Origin of the sequence: Enterovibrio sp. FF113 (assembly GCF_041439165.1) — a bacterium.
GTDB classification, from domain to species: Bacteria; Pseudomonadota; Gammaproteobacteria; order Enterobacterales; family Vibrionaceae; genus Enterovibrio; species Enterovibrio norvegicus_A.
Genome location: NZ_JBGONO010000007.1, coordinates 190,887 through 208,386, shown reverse-complemented (window position 1 = coordinate 208,386; position 17,500 = coordinate 190,887). Strand labels below are relative to the sequence as shown.

General features: G+C 48.9%; 15 protein-coding genes. 7 read left to right on the top strand and 8 right to left on the bottom strand.

All coding sequences use genetic code 11. The features are described 5' to 3' along the window. Window positions 1-690 precede the first annotated feature (690 nt). From ACED36_RS07865 to ACED36_RS07855, 3 genes are all read right to left on the bottom strand, one after another. Window positions 691-1,578, bottom strand: a complete 888-nt coding sequence (locus ACED36_RS07865) for a TraB/GumN family protein (protein ID WP_371733052.1) — start codon at window positions 1,576-1,578, stop codon at window positions 691-693. A 63-nt stretch (window positions 1,579-1,641) separates the two neighbouring features. Beyond that, window positions 1,642-2,076, bottom strand: coding sequence for a DUF411 domain-containing protein (locus tag ACED36_RS07860; RefSeq protein WP_016959324.1), 435 nt, complete (start codon window positions 2,074-2,076; stop codon window positions 1,642-1,644). Window positions 2,077-2,223: 147 nt separating this feature from the next. Continuing rightward, window positions 2,224-5,016, bottom strand: coding sequence for a heavy metal translocating P-type ATPase (locus ACED36_RS07855; protein ID WP_371733051.1), 2,793 nt, complete (start codon window positions 5,014-5,016; stop codon window positions 2,224-2,226). Window positions 5,017-5,138: 122 nt separating this feature from the next. On the opposite strand from ACED36_RS07855, the gene cueR reads away from it, so the two are divergent. Next, window positions 5,139-5,558: a Cu(I)-responsive transcriptional regulator gene (gene cueR / locus ACED36_RS07850; protein WP_016959326.1), complete on the top strand. Its 420-nt coding sequence runs from the start codon at window positions 5,139-5,141 to the stop codon at window positions 5,556-5,558. A 293-nt stretch (window positions 5,559-5,851) separates the two neighbouring features. Here the strand turns inward: cueR and ACED36_RS07845 are convergent, their stop codons facing one another. From ACED36_RS07845 to ACED36_RS07830, 4 genes are all read right to left on the bottom strand, one after another. After that, complete coding sequence (locus ACED36_RS07845) at window positions 5,852-7,816, bottom strand: CHASE3 domain-containing protein (RefSeq protein WP_371733050.1); 1,965 nt, start codon at window positions 7,814-7,816, stop codon at window positions 5,852-5,854. A 198-nt stretch (window positions 7,817-8,014) separates the two neighbouring features. Beyond that, window positions 8,015-8,869 (bottom strand): co-chaperone YbbN, encoded by an 855-nt coding sequence (locus ACED36_RS07840; RefSeq protein ID WP_371733049.1) that lies wholly within the window; start codon window positions 8,867-8,869, stop codon window positions 8,015-8,017. 459 nt (window positions 8,870-9,328) lie between these two features. Further along, window positions 9,329-10,156: an SDR family oxidoreductase gene (locus ACED36_RS07835; protein WP_017004714.1), complete on the bottom strand. Its 828-nt coding sequence runs from the start codon at window positions 10,154-10,156 to the stop codon at window positions 9,329-9,331. Between the two features lie 8 nt (window positions 10,157-10,164). Further along, window positions 10,165-10,773 (bottom strand): arylesterase, encoded by a 609-nt coding sequence (locus ACED36_RS07830; RefSeq protein WP_016959331.1) that lies wholly within the window; start codon window positions 10,771-10,773, stop codon window positions 10,165-10,167. Between ACED36_RS07830 and ACED36_RS07825 the strand changes: the two genes are divergently transcribed. Then, entirely contained in the window at window positions 10,772-11,449 is a 678-nt protein-coding gene (locus ACED36_RS07825; RefSeq protein WP_016959332.1) for an ABC transporter ATP-binding protein, read from the top strand. The two genes, ACED36_RS07830 and ACED36_RS07825, sit on opposite strands and share 2 nt — an antisense overlap. Beyond that, complete coding sequence (locus ACED36_RS07820; RefSeq protein ID WP_016959333.1) at window positions 11,446-13,866, top strand: ABC transporter permease; 2,421 nt, start codon at window positions 11,446-11,448, stop codon at window positions 13,864-13,866. The genes ACED36_RS07825 and ACED36_RS07820 overlap by 4 nt, the downstream gene beginning before the upstream one ends. Before the next feature lie 132 nt (window positions 13,867-13,998). On the opposite strand, the gene ACED36_RS07815 is transcribed toward ACED36_RS07820, so the two are convergent. Further along, window positions 13,999-14,892, bottom strand: a complete 894-nt coding sequence (locus ACED36_RS07815; RefSeq protein WP_016959334.1) for a TIGR01777 family oxidoreductase — start codon at window positions 14,890-14,892, stop codon at window positions 13,999-14,001. 299 nt (window positions 14,893-15,191) lie between these two features. On the opposite strand from ACED36_RS07815, the gene ACED36_RS07810 reads away from it, so the two are divergent. From ACED36_RS07810 to ACED36_RS07795, 4 genes are read left to right on the top strand one after another with little or no spacing between them, the layout of a single operon-like run. Next, entirely contained in the window at window positions 15,192-15,926 is a 735-nt protein-coding gene (locus ACED36_RS07810; protein WP_016959335.1) for a DUF1538 domain-containing protein, read from the top strand. Further along, complete coding sequence (locus tag ACED36_RS07805) at window positions 15,923-16,729, top strand: DUF1538 domain-containing protein (protein ID WP_016959336.1); 807 nt, start codon at window positions 15,923-15,925, stop codon at window positions 16,727-16,729. Before ACED36_RS07810 ends, ACED36_RS07805 begins: the two co-directional genes overlap by 4 nt. Further along, a complete protein-coding gene (locus ACED36_RS07800) occupies window positions 16,729-17,079 on the top strand; it encodes a P-II family nitrogen regulator (protein ID WP_016959337.1) in 351 nt (116 codons plus the stop codon). Before ACED36_RS07805 ends, ACED36_RS07800 begins: the two co-directional genes overlap by 1 nt. Next, window positions 17,076-17,471, top strand: coding sequence for a CBS domain-containing protein (locus ACED36_RS07795; protein ID WP_016959338.1), 396 nt, complete (start codon window positions 17,076-17,078; stop codon window positions 17,469-17,471). Before ACED36_RS07800 ends, ACED36_RS07795 begins: the two co-directional genes overlap by 4 nt. Window positions 17,472-17,500 lie beyond the last annotated feature (29 nt).

Below are 17,500 nucleotides of genomic sequence, written 5' to 3'. Positions count from 1 at the left end.
GCGCATCTGGTTTGGGACCAGAGGGTCGGGGGTTCGAATCCCTCTTCACCGACCAACCATTCGAAAGCCTCGCAGAAATGCGAGGCTTTTTTGCATCTGACGTAGAGTGAAACGCTGCACGTGAATAGCGTAGTTTGGTAGCGCATCTCTGCTTCTGAATAAAAGCGGACCAGAGGGTCGGGCGTGGAAGGCTGCCCCGCTTGATGGCAGGTCCTCGGAATGCCGAACCAATCGAATCCCTCTTCACCGACCAAACATTGAAAAGCCTCGCAGAAATGCGAGGCTTTTTTGCATCTGACGTAGAGCGAAACGCTGCACGTGAATAGCGCAGTTTGGTAGCGCATCTCTGCTTCAGAATAAAGACGGACCAGAGGGTCGGGCTTGGAAGGCCGCCCCGCTTGATGGCAGGTCCTCGGAATGCCGCACCAATCGAATCCCTCTTCACCGACCAACCATTCGAAAGCCTCGCAGAAATGCAGAGGCTTTTTCGTTTTTTGGCTGCTGAGTGTGTAACAAAATCAGAATTGTCGCTGCGTTGGAGGGGGTGTTTACGTTAAACTGAATTCACTTTCAGCGCGTATCGCGCCCACGTTGTAAGGACATCTCATGCGCAAGTCATTCATCATCTGGTTCATTCTGCTTTTCGTGGTTTCTATGCTTGTCACAAATGTGGTGGTTAGCGGCTAAGTTTTACGACACACCTTCTCGCGACAGGAGCGCCGAAATGTCGCAATCGGCTTTTCGGCTTTCAGTTAACGGTTCGATGGTAAACCCTTTGCTTTCGAGCAAAGCAAGTAAGCCCTCTTCGCCATAAAAATGAAGTGCACCGACAACAACCGTGTAAGTGCCATCAGTAAAGCGACCCGTATTACTTAATTGCTGTACCCAATTTTCATTTCTGTCTGTGAATATGACGTGTTCCAGCACACCCGCCTCTTGCATCATGTCATCAACGATTGCCGTCATGGTTTGCCTGTCGCCGCTTTCCCAAGCGCTGAACATGCAAGGTAGTAGTGCTTTCGAGTCTTCCCAGTAGTTCAGGGTATCTGCGAGTAGCGGTAGGCCGTCTTTTCCCATTGAAGCAATCATATCCAGTTGTTCTTGAACCGTTTCAAACGCAATGATTGGGATATCTTTTTTTTGCGCCAGAGAGAGAAAGTGCAGATCGACCCCAAGGGTTGCGTCGAGCTCAAACTGCTCACTTTGCGCCTGTTGAATGGCCAACGCTGCTTGCCATGGCGGCATGTTGTATAAGGCGATTTCGGGTACGCCAATCTCTTTGGCTATCTCCGTCAGACGGCGAAGTTCTTGTTTGTTCAAAAGAGATTTTGTCGTCGCTCCCTGCGGAATCTCAAACTGGGTATCTTTGTTTAGATCAGCTTCGACGACTAACCCTGTTGTGTGTGGGAAAGGGTCGAGAATACTGCTAGGAAGGGGATAGAAATCAGGTTTGCCCATATGGACAGACCCCATCAACACAAAAGTCAGTTGCCCTTTTTTTGCCTGCCAAACAGTGGGTTCTGCGGCTGTGTAAGTGCAATAAAACAGTGAGATAAGAATTGTAATAACTTTTAACATTGAGCCTCCATGCTGATGAAATCAAAGTATGGAGACCCATTGCCAATAAGTCACTATGCGTTGTTAATTGTGGCTGTTAAAGACCATCGTCATGCCATTTTTTGAAAAGCCAATCACGTTATAGGCATCTTTTTGATCACCGTATTCCATGCCAGGTGAGCCCATCGGCATGCCGGGAACCGCAAGGCCGGCTAGCTTAGGTTTTTCAGCAAGGAAGTTCTTAACGTCACTAGCAGGAATATGACCTTCAAATACGTAGCCATCAATCACAGTAGTATGGCAAGAAGCGAGCTGCGGTTTGATGCCAAACTTTTGTTTGATGGGGTTCATGTTCACATGGTCTTCAGCGGTCATCTCAAAGCCATTGTCTTCCATGTGCTTTACCCACTCTTTACAGCAACCGCAATAAGGGGATTTATACGTGATGCCTGCTGCCGCAAAAGTGCTTGCTGAAAGAAGAGCGAGGGAAAAGGCGGCAAGTTTAGGTAGAGTTTTCATGATTATCTCCTCAGTGTTTTTAAGATCTTTATCACCACGCGCACCTGTAAGGGCGCGTGGCTAAATGTTTAGTTTTATTGTTTATCTTTCTTGCCAGATAGCCAGAACCACCAAATGATTAAAGCAATCAGGCCAATGCCTATCAGATTAACCAACATGATTGCCTCCTTTGCGAGGTTTAAACCAGCGCAGTCGGTTTGCGTTACTCACCACGGTGATAGAAGACAACGCCATGGCTGCGCCTGCTACCACGGGGCTAAGCAATGCACCGGTGAGGGGATATAGCACACCCGCTGCAATGGGAATACCCAGAGAATTGTAAACAAATGCGCCAAACAGGTTCTCTTTCATATTACGTAACGTTGCTTTGGACAGTTCTAGTCCATCAGTTGCTGCATCAATGGAATGACGCATCAGGGTCATTTGCGCACTTTCAATCGCAACATCGCTACCGCTTCCAATGGCGATGCCTACTTCGGCTTTCGCAAGCGCAGGCGCGTCGTTAATCCCATCTCCTATCATGGCAACTTTACGGCCTTGGGCCTGCAGCGTGATAATGGCGTCTGCTTTGCCATCAGGCAGCACGCCTGCAATCACGTCATCAATGCCTGCAAGTGCAGCGATCGCGTTGGCTGTATCAGGGTGATCGCCCGTCAACATGACGACCTTGTAGCCCAAACTCTTCATGCGTGCGACGGCAGTCGTTGAATCATGTCGCAGTGGATCGCTGATGCCAATTAGACCGATCAACGTCGTACCTTGGGCGAGATAAACCGCCGTTTCACCGCGTTTTGCTTGTTTCGCTGCAGCGTCGCTGGCGCTGCTTACGTCCACGCTTTTTTCTTCCATCAGACGCGCATTACCTAACAGGTAAGTGTCGCCGTCGATGACAGCTTGAAGCCCTTTGCCAGGAATACCTTCAAATTGGTCGATATTCGACAATGTCAGTGATTTGCTCTTGGCTGCATCGAGTACTGCTTTTGCTAGCGGGTGCTCTGAGCCTTGCTCTAAGCTTGCGGCGAGTTGCAGAACAACATTATCGTCGAGTCCAAAATTCACCAATGACGTGACTTGAGGTTTACCCTCTGTCAGCGTGCCGGTTTTATCCAAAACAACCGTATCGACGCCAGCCGCATGTTGAAGCGCTTCTGCATCACGGATTAATACGCCGAGCTCAGCAGCACGCCCAACGCCTGTGGTGACGGACATGGGCGTTGCTAACCCAAGTGCGCAAGGGCAGGCGATAATCAGCACCGTGGTCGCTGTGACCAGCATGAAGCTGAGTTTTGGGTCAGGGCCGAAGTTGTACCAACCCAGCGCAGTGAGAATCGCAATGATCATCACGGTTGGGACGAAAATCGACGATACCGTGTCAGCCATTCTTGCTAGAGCGGGCTTACTACTTTGCGCCTGACGAACAAGATTGATGATGCGTGACAACATGGTGTCGCTGCCAATGCCAGTGGCTTTAAACAACATGCTGCCGTTTTGGTTGACGGTACCCGCATGCAAAGTATCACCGAGCGTTTTTCTTACTGCCAATGGCTCGCCTGTGAGCATGGATTCATCGACAAAGCTTTCACCGCTTTCTACGACGCCATCGACAGGAATTTTTGAACCCGGCTTGATGCGAAGCACCATGCCAGCGGTGACGGCAGCCAATGGCACTTCACGCTCTTGACCGTTTTCCACAACCAACGCGTTTTGCGGTTGCAAATCGAGCAGTCGATCCAATGCCTTAGACGTTGATGCGCGGGCTTTGGCTTCAATGGCATGACCGAGTGTGACCAAACCCAAGATCATTGCTGTGGCTTCGAAATAGACGTGACGAGCTTGATCGGGGAACAGCGCTGGCGCGACAACGACCGCAGCTGAATACAGCCAGGCGGAGCCTGTGCCCAAAGCAACCAAGGTATCCATGGTTGCTCTATGATGACGCGCTGATTTAAAAGCATCCACAAAGAAGTGTTTCCCTGCCGTGCACAGTAGGGCGAACGTTAGCGCAGCAATGATGCCCCACGCGATTTGGCTGGTGGTGCTGTCAACGGTCATTGAGCCACCGAACAGACCCCACGCCATTAGCGGTGCGCCTAATCCTAACGCCAGCCATGTATTGCGTTTGTGTTCTGCAAACTGCTGCGCATACAGCGTGGCTTGGCGCTCGCGACGTGTTGTTTCATCTTCACTAAGTTCAGCACCATATCCCGCCTCTTCAACTGCGTGAATCAATGCTGCTGCAGCGGCTTGACCAGATACCAGTGCGGTACGCTCGGCCAAATTGACGTTCACGCTATCAACGCCAGTAACACTTTTTAGCGCGCTTTCCACCGAAGAGACGCAGCTTGCGCAGCTCATGCCTGACAAAATGAATTGTTGTGTCACGCTGTCAGTTGTTTGGTTCGTGGTCACGGTATCTTTTACTGACTCAGCATCGATAGGCAGTGATGGTGATTGATCCACTGATTCAGTTTGTGCCTCAGCGTTAGCCTCAATGCCTGCGATCACTTCGTCTTGCCGACCAGGTACCTGATAGCCCGTTTTTTCGACAATAGCGACTATGCCCGCTCTGTCGATCGTGCCTGTCACTGTCGCCTCTGTTTTGCTCACAACGGCATAAAAAATGGTGTCGCTTTGCTCGAAGGCGCTGGTGAGTTTTGCAATACAGCGTCCACAGCTCAACCCTGCCAATGGCACGGTTAGGGTTTCACCTGCTTGATAGCCTAATGACTCGACGGCTTTGATAACCTCTTGAATAGGTGCATCGGCATTGATGGTCAGGGAGGTTTTATCTGCGGTGACAGAATGAACGCCTTCAATAGGTTCAACCGCCGCCATGACTTTTCGGGCGCAGTTCATGCAGCTTAGCCCTGATAGGGGCAGAGTGATCAGCGCTTGTGCCTTTTGTGGCGTGGTTGCGTTTGTCATTTCAATGTCAGCCATAGCGGTAACCTTATTGTGCATTTGCATGACTTGCAGTCAGGCAGGCTAATTGTTCATAATACAGAGCATAAACCTTCCATCAACTGTAAGGTCAAGCGTGAATTTGAGACTGGGAGTCATTGATGAAAATAAATGAGGTTTCTCGTTTAACGGGGCTGACAGCGAAGACTATTCGTTTCTATGAGCAAAAAGGGGTCATCAGTGAACCTGAGCGAAGTGAGAATGGATATCGCGCCTATAACGAATGTCATATCAATGAATTGCAAATGATCAAGCGTTCGAGATTGGTCGGGTTTAGTTTGGATGAATGCCAAACTCTATTGGATATGTCACGTAATCCGAACCGTCGCAGCGCTGATGTAAAACAAAAAGCGTTAGAGAAAATCGCTGAGATTGACGACAAAATCAAAGAACTTCAGGCGATGAAAACGTCGCTAAAATCCTTAGCTAGTGCATGTCCTGGAGATGAAAGTGCTTGCTGTCCCATCATCGAAGCTCTGTCTTCGAACAGTGAAAACGCATCGATGAGAACTGAAGACTGACGACCAATTAGTGTGCTGGCTAGCCACTTTCTCGGGCATCTGCTATCAGTCTTGTTGGAACGATAATTGCTCGACTGGTATATAACACTTGTCGTGATTTGATACACAAAGACTTATGTATGCCCTTAACTGGGGAAGGTGCGTTGAAACCAAATTTTGGGTAACGGGTGGTTGATTTCATAACACTCTCCAGTTTTTGAATAGAAAAGTGTCAACCTTATTTAGGACGGGTAACAGAAAGAAAAAAGACCGCTATCAAAGCGGCCTTTTTACATGTTGGAGCTAGTTTACACTCAGGCTTGTCGGAGCTTAAATTGATCCACAATTCCCTTCAGAGTACTTGCTAATTGCGAGAGCTCATCAGTGGACTTAACCGTGATTTCTACACCATCCGCACTTTTCTTCGATATGATGCTGACTTCCTGAACATTATTATTTATTTCATTGGTTGCTGCGCTTTGCTCTTCACAGGCTGTGGCATTTAATGTGCTGAACTGTTGAATTTCACTGATGGCTTGAGTGATCGTATCGAACGCATCTCCCGACTTGCTAGCATCAGCCACACTAGATTGAACAATAGTGCTGCTCTTTTCCATACTCGTGACTACTTCACGTGTTCCTTGTTGCAGCCTTTCAATCAGTGACTGTATTTCTGATGTGGAATTTTGCGTTCTCTGTGCCAATCCTCTTACTTCATCCGCCACAACGGCAAACCCTCGGCCTTGTTCACCTGCACGGGCAGCTTCAATGGCCGCATTGAGGGCGAGTAGATTGGTTTGATCGGCAATACCTAATATCACATCTAGAATGCCGCCGATATTGTCTGTCTCCTGCGCGAGCTCATTAAGGCGATTGGCTGTTGTTTTCACTTCCCCTTCAAGTTGCTGGATACTACTGATGGTTCCTTGTACCACCTTCATGCCTGACTGAGCATGACCGTGAGCTTCATCGGCAAGACGTGCCACTGACTCGGCGTTAGCAGATACTTCCCCAACAACACTGGCCATTTCCTGCATACCAACAGCAACTTGGTCTGTCATTTTTAACTGGTTTTGCGCCCCTTGACTGGTGGCGTGGGTGGTTTTCCCTAGCTCGTTTGACGCGTTTGTTAATCGGTCGCTGGCTTTAGCCATGTTACTGATAATGTTACTGAGGCTTTCTGATGTTGCAATCAGCGCATTTTGCAGCTCACCAACTTCGTTCTTGTGACCTTTATCCAGATTGAAGGTCAGGTCGCCTTTTGCGAGCTTTCCTGCTGCGACCACCACTTTGTTGATGGGCTTAGTGATGGAGTTCGAAACGAAAATACCAAAAGAAATCGCCACGATAATGGTAAGCAGCCCACCGAAAATGATCACGTTTGATGCGACGGTTGATGCTTGGTGGGCAGCAATATAGCGTTGATCTTTTAAGCTCTCTTCCACGGCAACAATAGCGGAGACTTTTTCTCTCAGGCTATCCATAAAAGCTTTACCTTCTTTTTTAGATAGCTTGTTGAACAAGTCTGACGTTGTTGCATATTGATTGGCCTCACGAACCGTTGCGATGGCTTTTTCGGCATAGCCGTCAATCCAGCCATTTGCATCTGCCGCGAGTTTTGTGCCCTGAAGCGTTTTTAGAATGTTGTTTACCGTTTCTTTGCCTCCCAGGTACGGCTCCAAATATTCCTCCTGGCGGTTGAGCATAAAGCCACGTAAGCCAGTTTCCATGTTCACCATAGCTTCAAGAAGGCGAGTGCCAGCGAGACCAAAATTTCCTGTGGCAATTTCTGCGCGAAGGCCATCAAATTTTTCCTTACCAATACCGGAAGCAATAAGTTCTTTGAGTTGAGTATTGGCTTTTTCACCTTCACGAATATCTTTTCGCAAAGTGATAACACCCTCTGCATAGGCATCCCATGCAGCGGCATCTTTGGCCACATCGTCGAATCGTACTTGCTGAGCGGGATTATCACTGGTAAGTTTTTTGACTGTTTTCAGCCTTTCATCAAACGCGGTGATCCCAGCGTAATAAGGCTCTAAATAGTCATCACCGCCACCGATAGCAAATCCTCTTAAACCCGTTTCTTTGTCTACCATCGCGTTGACAAGGCCATTGGAGTTATCGATGACTTTGTAAGTGTGGCTCACCATGTCAGCGGTTTTATCCATGGTGTTGATCCCACTCCACGCAATACCACAAAGCACCACGAGTAACGAAGCTGTGATCAAATTACCGATCAGTAGTTTTGATTTGATGGTTAACTTATTCATTAACATGGCTTTTTCTCCACTGGCGTACTTTGTCGAGCAGGATTGATACTCATTAGCTGCAAGTTCAAGGTTTAGTGTGGTTCAAAAGTGAGACTTTTGCTGTGTGTTTTTGTGGGCAGTGATGATTTTAAAGAGGAATAACCCCTATAGATAAGGGGCTATATAATAATGAGGCAATGATGATTTATTTCAGTGGTGTGTCAATTAGTAGAGCAGTGAGTAGAGCTGGCGACGATAACGGCTTGCTATCTCATTGCCTTGCCCCAGTGCAGCGAGAAGATCCATCATGGTCTTTTTCGCGTCGCCGTTGGCACAGTTCAGATCTTTACGTAGTAGACCAATCAAGATCTCCAGCGCTTCTTCTTGTCGGCTAACTTGGCTGTACTGAACAGCGAGTTCATAGGCGACTTCAGCATTGCTTGGGTCTGCTTCATATGCTTTCTCAAGCTCGCGAATTTCCGGTGTGTCAGCAGCTTGCTTGTGCAGTTCAACTTTGGCAACGAGCGCCTTGTATTGCGCATCCTGATCTTGCATTAATACGGTCGCAAGAATCGCGTCTGCCGCATCATATTGCTGTGTTTCGACATAACATTCCGCCAACGCCAATTTATAGGCTCCCGCCTCACTCAGCGTGGCTTCTAGTGCCTTCAATTGCAGCAGTGCTTCTGCGTGGTTACCTTCGGCAATTTGTGCCAGTGCTTGCTTGAATGCCATTTCATCTTGGCTAGGCAGATGACGCGTCAGCATTTCACGAATAGTGTCTTCGGTTTGTGGGCCCGCAATACCATCGACAGGTTGCCCATTGCTGAACAGGGCAATGGTTGGTAAAGCGCGCACGCCAAACTGTTGCGCCAACATTTGTTGCTGCTCACAATCGAGCAATGCCAGTGTGAACGCCCCTGCGTATTCATGTGCCAGTTTTTCGATTGCAGGAATGATTTCCGTACTTTCAGGACTCATCTGAGCCCAAAAGTGGATCAGGACGGGTGTTGTTACTGAGTTTTCCAGCACTTGCTGAAAGTTTTGCTCGGTAAGTTCAACAATGTAATTAGGTTGCATGTTATCGCCTGATTAAAGGAGTAATGCTGTAAAGGTGGGGGGAGAGCACCGAAAATTCAAGGCATTAGCGCATGAAATTAGTGCTTGATGGCAAAGATGAGAGTTTTCATGGCTATCACTGGCGAGAAATGAAAAAGGCCACTGATAATCAGTGGCCTTCCTCTTGGCGTTTGTCGATATGAAACGCTGACTTAGAACACAAGCAAAATAGCCAGCGTTACACTCAAACAGAGCCAGTTCAATTGGCTTAAGGACATAGTCCGGCTCCTTGAGGGGAATTATTGTTTTTGTTTTCGTCCCCGTTTACGGCCTGATCCGACTCACATCACGTTGAAGTTGAAGGGTGGGGCAGGTGTTTCACGGTACAGGGTTAAGCCTACCGATCATTTATGACAAAAATATGAACTTGATAAGATTGTTTTTCAGCAGTTTTTGGGAACCAATCGACAGTTACCGCCTTTAGCCTCCTTTCGCCAACAGACGGTCAAGCACGCTTGCGGGGAGCAGTCTTTTACATATCGCCATATAGTGGGTCGGTTTTGTCACACGGTAACGGATTTTTGCGTTTGGCGCGGTTAGTGCGTGTAACAAAGGTGCAATGATCGCTTCTGATGGCAAAGTATATTTGTTGGTGGAATGCTCACTTTCGAGGCGTGATTGTTGGGCGAGATAATCTTTTTTAAAGCGGCTGGTATTGAGATTGATAGCCTGAAGAAAGGCATCAAGCGCGTTGGCGCGAAAGCGACTATCGATCGGACCCGGTTCAATCAAACTGATTTGAATGGGGGTGCCTTTTAGTTCCAGTCTCAGTGTGTCAGTCCAGCCTTCCACCGCAAATTTGCTGGCGTTGTATGCGCCGCGAAACTTCAGCGCAATAAAACCCAGCACAGAGCTGTTTTGCACGATACGGCCTTTGCCATTTGCCATCATCATCGGGATAACGGCTTGAGTAAGCGTGTGCCACCCAAAGAAATTGGTTTCAAATTGTTTCCGAAGTGCATCGGTGGGGAGGTCTTCTAATGCACCGGGTTGGCCGTAAGCGCCATTGTTAAATAAACCATATAGCTTTCCGCCCGTGTGTGTTCTGACTTCTTCAACCGCAGCAAGAATGCTGTCTGTGTCCGCTAAATCGAGCTGAATGCAATTCAGTCCTTCGGCATTTAGTCTTGCCACATCTTCTTTTTTTCGACATGACGCAATGACATCAAAGCCCTTCTTTGCCAATGCGTGGGCGCAAGCGTAACCAATTCCCGTTGAACATCCAGTTATCAAAACGGTACTTGTCATTGTTTTTACTATCCTTGTTTGTTCAGATGAGGGAGAAGTTGTTCGGTCATAAATTCGGCAATCCAAGGTTGAGCAATTTCGTTGGGGTGGAGGCCGTCAGACATCATCCATCCTTCGGTCAATACCACCTTCTCCATAAAAAACGGAATAAGTGGGATTTGCATTTCTTTACTCAATGTCAGATAGATATCAGCAAAGGCCTTGCTGTATCGTTGACCATAGTTTGGTGGGATCTGGATCTGCATGATAGCGACATTTGCGCCACTTTCCTGACTGAGGGTGATCAATTTGGCGAGGTTGTTGCGTACTTGCTTGGGTGGAAAGCCTCGCAGCCCGTCATTTGCGCCTAACTCTATGAATACCCAATCGGGAGAATGCTGTTCAAGTAAGGCGGGTAAACGGTGGAGGCCATTGCCACTGGTATCACCCGAAATACTGGCATTAATGACGCGTTCGATAGGGCTAGCGGAAACAACGTTAGGCTCTAAGAGGCTTGGCCAACTTTTTTCAATGGGCATCTGGTATCCAGCACTTAGGCTGTCACCCAATACAAGCAGCGTCTGCGCCGCAGCGCTTTGACTCAGAATTAAAAGACAAAAAGAAAGGATGCGAATCATGACAACTCCAGTGATCAGGGCGAAAAATGTTTCAAAAAAAGTAACAACGAATACGCAGTCTCTGACCATATTGCAGGATGTTTCGCTTCAGGTCGAGCAAGGGGAAAGTATTGCTTTGGTGGGCGTTTCTGGTGCAGGCAAGTCAACACTAATGACACTGCTTGCCGGATTGGATACACCAAGTACCGGAGAAATCGAATTATTGGGCAAGCCTCTTAGCCAGCTTGATGACGATCAGCGTGCTGCACTGCGGGCTGAATCTATCGGGTTTGTTTTCCAAAGCTTCCTGCTTGTGCCTTCTTTGACTGCCCTGGAAAACGTACTGCTTCCTTGCACGATTCGCGGTGAGGATGAAGACGAAGAACGCGCCATGGAATTGCTTGCCTCAGTTGGGCTCAATGGCCGTGAAACCCATTTGCCTTCGCAGCTTTCTGGCGGTGAGCAACAGCGCGTAGCCATTGCACGAGCGTTTATGACCAAGCCTCGTGTGCTGTTTGCGGACGAACCGACAGGCAACCTTGACCAGCACACCGCAGCAACCGTGATTGACCTGCTTTTCTCTCTCAATCGCGACCACGGAACAACACTGATCTTGGTGACTCACGATCCTGCTTTGGCTGATCGTTGCCACCGAACCTTGCATCTTAATGCGGGTGAAATGGTGGGGGCGGCATGAGGAAGAATTTGGTTTGGCGCTGGGCGTGGCGTGAATTGTTTCATGGTCAGCTTTGGCCTGTTGTTGCGGCGCTTGCACTTATTATTGCTTGTGTCTTTGCGCTGTCGGCATTGGCGGGGCGTATTGAGTCTGTTTTAACCCAGCAAGGCCGCTCGATGCTGGCGGCGGATTTGGTGCTTCGCAGTAACCAGCCTTTGGCACCAGAGGTACTGACTGCACTTGACGCTTCCGGCGCGGAAGGCTCAGATCAAACGCGCTTTGGCACCATGGCATTCAGTGACAACAACATGCAACTCATCACCGTGAAGGCGGTTGAGAGCAACTATCCGCTACGTGGGGCGTTGGAGCTACAAAGTGACGCCGAGATGCATGACAAGGTTCAGCCGGGCGAGTTGTGGCTGGAAGAGCGCCTTTTCTCACTGCTGGACGTGAAACGCGGGGATCAGGTTGATGTGGGAGATTTAACCCTCACGGTGTCCGGGATGATCGTTTCAGAGCCTGAGTTATCTTTCAATCCGTTTAGCCAAATGCCAGCGGCATTGATGCACCAAAGCGATGTTGAAGCCGCCGGTGTTGTGCGCCCTGGCAGTCGAGTCAGCTACCGTTATTTCTTTCGTGGCAGCGACAATGAATTAGCCGCTGTAAAATCTGGATACACCCTCACTGACGGTCAGCGTTGGATTGACGAAAACGACGGGGATCGCACCGGTGACATGCTTGAGCGCAGTCGCGGGTATTTGTCGTTAACCGTCGTGTTGGTCATCATCATGGCAGCGGCGACCTTGTTGCTGACTTGCCAACATTACGCGGACAGTCGCACCCAAACATTAGCCATGGTCAAAAGCCTTGGGGCACAACGAAGTTGGGTTCGTCGCTGGCTAGCAAGGCAGTTGCTGATGTTGATGGTCATGGCGACCGTGCTGGGCTTGGGCATTGGCGCAGCGCTGGAATACTTACTGCGCCTGCCTTTGGCTGATGTGTTGCCCTCGCCACTGCCAAGTTATGGCATGTTGCCGTGGATCTTAGGCCCATTAGTGGCTTTGCTGGTGGCATTACCTGCGCTGGGTATTCCGCTGATCCGTTTAATTGAAGCCCCCGCAATGAGTGTGCTGCAAGAACAAAGCAAAGTGCGAGCAAGAAAGAATCCCTGGAGCTGGGCGCTTGCCTCTGTGCCAATCTTAGCGCTGATTGCTTGGTCCTACGACAATCGCTTGCTGTGGCTGGTGTTGGCGGCACTGGTGCTTATGCTTAGCCTGCTGGCAGGGCTTGGCGTTATGGTGCTTCGCTTTGCACAAAAACGCGTAAAACGACCTGCATTCAAACTGGCCTTGAGCCGGATTACCCGTAATCCTGCTTCGAGCGGTGCACAACTGGGTGCATTGGCAACCTCCTTCATGCTGCTGTCGATTATCTGGCTGCTAAGAACGGACCTGTTAGAAGATTGGCAGCAGACCTTGCCTGTTGATGCACCCAATGTGTTTGCCCTGAACATCGCTAAACAAGAGTTGGATGATTACCTGTCTCGTGTTGATGAAAACAACATTGAACGATCGGAAGCGTACCCGATTATTCGCGGCAGATTGATAGGTAAAAACGGCGACAACTATGCGGATCTTGAGCCTAATCGCGAGGAACGTGATGAAGCGTTACGTCGCGAGCTGAACTTCACATGGCGAGACACATTGCCGAGCCACAATGAGGTATTGCAAGGTACTTGGCCAAGTGAAGGCGGTGTATCTGTCGAAAGCGGCATTGCTGAACGTCTTGGTTTACGTTTGGGCGACGAGCTAACTTTTAGCGTCAGTAGTCAGGAGTTTACTGCCACCGTGAACTCAATTCGCGATGTGGAATGGCGAAACATGAAGCCAAATTTCTACTTCATCTTTGACCCTGCGCTCGTGGAGACACTGCCAGCGAACTGGCTGATAAGTTTTCGTTTGGAGCAAGAGCAAAGCGATGTTCTCAATCAGTTAGGCCGTGATTACCCCACCATAACCTTGCTCGATTTGCGCACCATGAGTGGCAGAATCCAAGTGATTTTGAAGCAAATCAGTTTGTCGTTGTCGGTACTGGCTGGCTTGGCGGTGGTGAGTGGTTTATTGCTGTTGCTGACCTTGCTGCGCATTACCTTGTCAGAACGACAACGTGAAATCATGCTGTATCGTACCTTGGGCGCGAGTAAGAAGCGTATCAATACTACCTTGTGGGCGGAATACGGCATCATGGCCTTTGTTTCGGGTTGCATGGCGGTGGGGGGGGCAGAATTGGCGATGGCAGCGCTGTTGAAGTGGGGCGTCGAATTGCCTGTTCGCTTACACCCAGAAGTTTGGCTTAGCTTGCCCACGCTTGCGGTTGGATTGGTTTTCTTAACCGTCGCATGGATGATAAGAGGGTTGCTACAGCCGCTTAGACAATAATGTGTTGAAAATACGAAAACCAAAAAGGCACGTGAAAACGTGCCTTTCTTTTTCTCTCTTTTGTTTCTTTTGAAAATTCGCGGTCTTGCTGTATTTATGATTAGGCTGATTGGTGGCTCACGTAGCAGGTTGCTAACTCAACAGATCGTCCAATGCCGGCGGCAAATCAGGATACTCGAAACCAAACCCGAGATTTTCTAGCGCTCGTGGCACCGCGCGTTGCCCTTCTAAAAGCAGTTGACCTGCCTCGCCCAGCATCAATGATATCGCCACTTTTGGCGTGAAAAGCAGATGAGGTCGTTTCAGCGTTGCTGCCAGTGTTTTGCTGAAGGCTTTATTGGTGACGGGATGCGGGGCTGTGAGGTTAAAGGGCCCGCGTGCTTCTGCATGCTCAAGCAGAAAGATAATGCCCGATACCATGTCATTAATGTGGATCCACGGAAAATACTGGCTGCCATCACCAATGGGTCCGCCCAGTCCGAATTGATAGGGCAATAACATTTTCTTGAGAGCGCCGCCTTCTTTGCTCAGCACAATCCCCGTGCGCAGGAGGCAAACGCGGGTATGGTCTGAATCGGCTTTCATCGCGATTTTTTCCCAGTTTGCACAAACTGAGTGAGCAAAATCAGTCGCATCAACCTTCAGTGATTCATCGACAATCTTATCGCCTTGATCGCCATAATAGCCAACGGCAGAGCCACTGATAAAGGTATGAGGAGGCGTTTCAGCCGCAAGGATATGATTCACCAGTTTTTCAGTGATCCCCCAACGACTGGTGCAAATAATGCCTTTTTGTTGTTCCGTCCATCGTTTGTCAACAATAGGTTCGCCTGCCAGATTAATGACCGCGTCAATGCCATTGAAGTCTGATAGCGCATCCAACTCTTTAATCAGGTGAACTCTGCTGGGTAACTTTTTCTTGGCCATCTCTGGTGAGCGGGTAAGAACAGTGACCTGATGATGTTCCAGTTGAGCGATGAGCGCACGACCAATTAAGCCCGTTCCCCCAGTGACAAGAATGTGCATGGGAATAATCCTTTCGATGAGCGATAAGATTAGTATGCATTCAATCGGTTGAATGATCACTATCTCGCCAAATACAGAAATGACCACGATACCGATTTTAAAGAAAACCTTGTTACCTTTATCACCCTATAGACATTGTGGGATGGCAAATACCTGTACAGTGGCTCAGGGTTATAAAGACAGCATATACTCAAGCATCTTGAGGTTGTTTGAGTATATTGTCTTATCGTCTTTATTATTGGTTTGCCGTTCGTACTCGGGAAGTGCTAGTGACCTGAGTATATTCAAATGGAATGAGTGTGAAGGGATTTACTGCATTGCTCACCGCGATGTTAGGAAGTTTTAAAGATTTGCTGCCTATCATCTTGGTCATTGGTTTTTTTCAGGTCGTTGTCTTGCAGCAGCCGTTGCCAGACTGGATTTCAATTGTTATCGGCCTAGTTCTCGTCGTGATGGGGCTAACGTTCTTTGTTTTTGGTTTGGAGATGGGCTTGTTCCCCATCGGTGAATCCATGGCTCACGCGCTGGCGAAAAAAGGCAGTGTATTTTGGCTAATGGTGTTCGCGTTTCTGCTGGGTTTTGGTACCACGATTGCCGAACCTGCACTCACTGCTGTCGCAGCAGAGGCCGCAGAAGTGGCTGCTGAAGGGGGGATGATCCCTCTCACCGAAGAAGCGCAGTCTTCCTATGCTAATGGCCTTAGGCTCACGGTCGCCTTTTCGGTTGGCTTTGCCATTATGCTGGGTGTGTTGCGCATACTCAAAGGCTGGCCTATCCACCGTATTATCATTGGTGGCTACATGCTGGTGGTGGCGATGACCATGGTTGCACCGCGCTATATTATTGGCATCGCCTACGATTCAGGCGGAGTGACCACATCCACCATTACCGTGCCGCTTGTGACCGCATTAGGCGTTGGTTTAGCCACTGTGATTAAAGGGCGCAACCCGATGATTGATGGCTTTGGTTTGATTGCCTTTGCCTCCCTATCCCCGATGATATTCGTCATGGTTTACGGGATGGTGGCGGTATGACCCTATTCCTTTCCCTTATCCCAACCTTTTTCGACACCTTACTTTCGACGGTCAGAGACGTATTTCCTATCGTCTGTATCATTTTTGGCTTTCAGTTTGCGGTTTTACGCAAACCTGTGGTGAACCTAAAGAAAATCATTTTCGGTTTCGCCTACGTTATTTTAGGGCTGTCTTTGTTTTTGATGGGGCTAGAAATGGCCTTGTTCCCACTTGGCGAGTCGATGGCAATTCAGCTCACTGCACCGGAATTTCTATACGGTGAAGGCGCGGTCATGCCCGCTGTGGTGGATTGGCAGCATTACTATTGGGTGTACATTTTTGCTGCGGCCATAGGCTTTAGCACCACAGTGGCAGAACCTTCCTTGATCGCTGTGGCAATAAAGGCGGCGCAGGTGTCGGGGGGGGCGATCAGTGTAAACGGGTTGCGATTTTCAGTGGCGCTTGGGGTATCGTTCGGTATCTCGTTGGGTTGTTATCGTATTGTCGCCGGCGATCCTATCCATTACTACATTATTGCTGGCTACGTATTGGTGGTTATTCAAACCTTTTATGCGCCCAAATTTATTGTCCCGCTAGCATATGACTCAGGCGGGGTAACAACATCTACGGTAACGGTGCCGTTAGTGACTGCACTAGGCCTTGGCCTTGCCTCCACGGTTCCAGGGAGAAGCCCATTAATTGATGGTTTTGGTTTGATTGCCTTTGCCAGCTTATTCCCAATGATCACCGTCATGGGATATGCACAGTTAACCGAGTGGTCAGCAAAACGCGGATCGGCTCAAAAAGAAACGAGGGAACCATAATGCGATTCAAACTGATTGTCGCTTTCATTGAAGATTCAAAAACCGATGCGGTGCTTGATGCCGCAAGAAAGGCAGGAGCGACGGGTGCGACCGTCATTAACAATGCGCGAGGTGAAGGGCTCACCAAGCAGAAAACCTTTTTTGGTTTGACCCTTGATGTGCAGCGTGACGTACTGCTTTTTGTGGTGGAAGAGCACCTCGCTCGCAGTATTTTGGAGACCATTAATCAAGTCGGCGAGTTTGATGCGACGTCTGGAAAAGGGATTGCCGTACAGTTAGATATCGAAGATGCGGTCGGTGTGGCACATCAAGTGCAAGAATTGAGTAGCGTGATTGGGGATGAATTATGAAAGTAACGAAACGCGTTGGTGACGTCATGAAAGATGATTTTGCCGTAGTAGACGGATTAATTACCGTTGCTGAGGCAATTCGCATTGCACGAGATAAGCATATCAAAGCACTTGTGGTAGATAAGCGTGATGAAAATGACGAATACGGTTTGGTGCTGATGAATGACATCGCCAAAAAGGTACTGTCACAAAATCGCTCGCCTGAACGCGTTAATATTTATGAGATCATGACCAAGCCCGCATTGGGTGTGTCGGCAAACATGAACGTAAAGTATTGCGCTCGACTGTTTGAGCGTTTTGGTATTAGCCGAGCGCCAGTGATCGATAATGGCGAAGTCTTGGGTGTCGTGAGTTACAACAGTATCGTCATGTACGGGATGTTGTCGGACTAGGCTATGTGTTGAGATCACTGCGCGTTGGG

Bases quoted from the DNA above. Each gene is read 5' to 3' on its own strand.
- cueR (WP_016959326.1), top strand. From the start codon at position 5,139: ATGAAAATAAATGAGGTTTCTCGTTTAACGGGGCTGACAGCGAAGACT.
- ACED36_RS07835 (WP_017004714.1), bottom strand. From the start codon at position 10,156: ATGACAAGTACCGTTTTGATAACTGGATGTTCAACGGGAATTGGTTAC.
- ACED36_RS07865 (WP_371733052.1), bottom strand. From the start codon at position 1,578: ATGTTAAAAGTTATTACAATTCTTATCTCACTGTTTTATTGCACTTAC.
- ACED36_RS07845 (WP_371733050.1), bottom strand. From the start codon at position 7,816: ATGTTAATGAATAAGTTAACCATCAAATCAAAACTACTGATCGGTAAT.
- ACED36_RS07825 (WP_016959332.1), top strand. From the start codon at position 10,772: ATGACAACTCCAGTGATCAGGGCGAAAAATGTTTCAAAAAAAGTAACA.
- ACED36_RS07795 (WP_016959338.1), top strand. From the start codon at position 17,076: ATGAAAGTAACGAAACGCGTTGGTGACGTCATGAAAGATGATTTTGCC.
- ACED36_RS07830 (WP_016959331.1), bottom strand. From the start codon at position 10,773: ATGATTCGCATCCTTTCTTTTTGTCTTTTAATTCTGAGTCAAAGCGCT.
- ACED36_RS07815 (WP_016959334.1), bottom strand. From the start codon at position 14,892: ATGCACATTCTTGTCACTGGGGGAACGGGCTTAATTGGTCGTGCGCTC.
- ACED36_RS07855 (WP_371733051.1), bottom strand. From the start codon at position 5,016: ATGGCTGACATTGAAATGACAAACGCAACCACGCCACAAAAGGCACAA.
- ACED36_RS07860 (WP_016959324.1), bottom strand. From the start codon at position 2,076: ATGAAAACTCTACCTAAACTTGCCGCCTTTTCCCTCGCTCTTCTTTCA.
- ACED36_RS07840 (WP_371733049.1), bottom strand. From the start codon at position 8,869: ATGCAACCTAATTACATTGTTGAACTTACCGAGCAAAACTTTCAGCAA.
- ACED36_RS07800 (WP_016959337.1), top strand. From the start codon at position 16,729: ATGCGATTCAAACTGATTGTCGCTTTCATTGAAGATTCAAAAACCGAT.
- ACED36_RS07820 (WP_016959333.1), top strand. From the start codon at position 11,446: ATGAGGAAGAATTTGGTTTGGCGCTGGGCGTGGCGTGAATTGTTTCAT.
- ACED36_RS07805 (WP_016959336.1), top strand. From the start codon at position 15,923: ATGACCCTATTCCTTTCCCTTATCCCAACCTTTTTCGACACCTTACTT.